The organism is Shewanella sp. SG44-6 (genome assembly GCF_014164185.1).
Taxonomy (GTDB): Bacteria; Pseudomonadota; Gammaproteobacteria; order Enterobacterales; family Shewanellaceae; genus Shewanella; species Shewanella vesiculosa.
The window spans coordinates 1-1,314 of record NZ_JACJER010000279.1 but is presented as its reverse complement, the minus strand read 5'-3'; the positions used below and the strand labels follow the sequence as shown (position 1 = coordinate 1,314).

1 protein-coding gene is annotated in these 1,314 nt (G+C 40.1%); it reads right to left on the bottom strand.

Features of this window, described 5'->3' with window-relative positions:
* A partial coding sequence (locus H5185_RS22160) for a cation diffusion facilitator family transporter (RefSeq protein WP_182743322.1) occupies nt 1–486 on the bottom strand: 486 nt, incomplete at its 3' end.
* Nucleotides 487–1,314: the final 828 nt, after the last annotated feature.

The following is a 1,314-nucleotide window of genomic DNA, read 5'->3' as shown; positions in this document are numbered from 1 at the left end:
ATGACTATGACTATGACTATGACTATGATGATCTTTCAATAAAAATACACTAACAATATTGACTGTAAGACCGATAAAAGCAACAAAGATAGCTTGGTTAAAATAGATTTGTTCTGGATTGATAATTCTGACTAATGATTCTACTAACATTATCAATGCAACCATACCTAAAGCGATGGCACTGGTGAAGCCCCCCAGAACACTAACTTTACCGGTTCCAAAAGAAAACTGGGGGTTATCAGCATTTTTGCGGGAATATCGATAGGCAAATAAAGTAATCATAAATGCTGCAGCATGAGTACCCATATGCCAACCATCAGCCAATAATGCCATTGAACCATAAATGGAGCCGGCAATAATCTCAGCTAACATAGTAATAATGGTTAAAATAAGTACGTAAAGGGTATTCCGCTCACCATCAGAGTTCTGATGACTGAATTGATGATGGTGTTGCCATTGTTTTACTGGATGAGATTGAGACGTCATTGAGGCACTTAGATGAGCAAATTAGAGTGACATTATCTATGTATTATCGATTAAATATCAAGTCAAAAGCATATTAAGTCGTATTACATCTGCATAAACAACAACAGTAATTGTTTCTATTGATACATGAATCAATTAATGAGGAACATATCGACCTAATGCTGATCTCGCGCTTTTTAACATATCAAATAATAGACGCAAAAACATTAGCGATATAATGGCGATCTGTCTCACACTCATTTAAGTTATTAAGTCGCCTAGAAATGACATACTCTCGCATGGGCATATCATCCACACTGACTAATTGCTTAGGTTTAAGGCACAAAACAAAAAAGCCACTCGAGTAGAGTGGCCTTACTGTAGTATTTAGCGCCTAGAAATAACTCACTTTCGCATGGGCATACTGGCCACACTGACTAATTGCTTAGGTTTAAAGCACAAAACAAAAAGGCCACTCGAGTAGAGTGGCCTTGCTGTAGCATTTAGCGCCTGGAAATGACCGACTCTCGCATGGGCATATCATCCACACGGGTCAATGGTTTAGGTCCAAGAACGGCTTTCAGCCACAAATTGCAGACGTAAAAAAGCCCGCTACATAATAGCGGGCTGTTTCACGACTCTTTCAAGTCAATTAGGTGCCTGGAAATAACTCACTCTCGCATGGGCATACTGGCCACACTGACTAATTGCTTAGGTTTCAAGACACAAAACAAAAAGGCCACTCGGTTAGAGTGGCCTTGCTGTTTTATTTGGCGCCTGGAAATGACCTACTCTCGCATGGGGAGACCCCACACTACCATCGGCGATACTGTGTTTCACTTCTGAGTT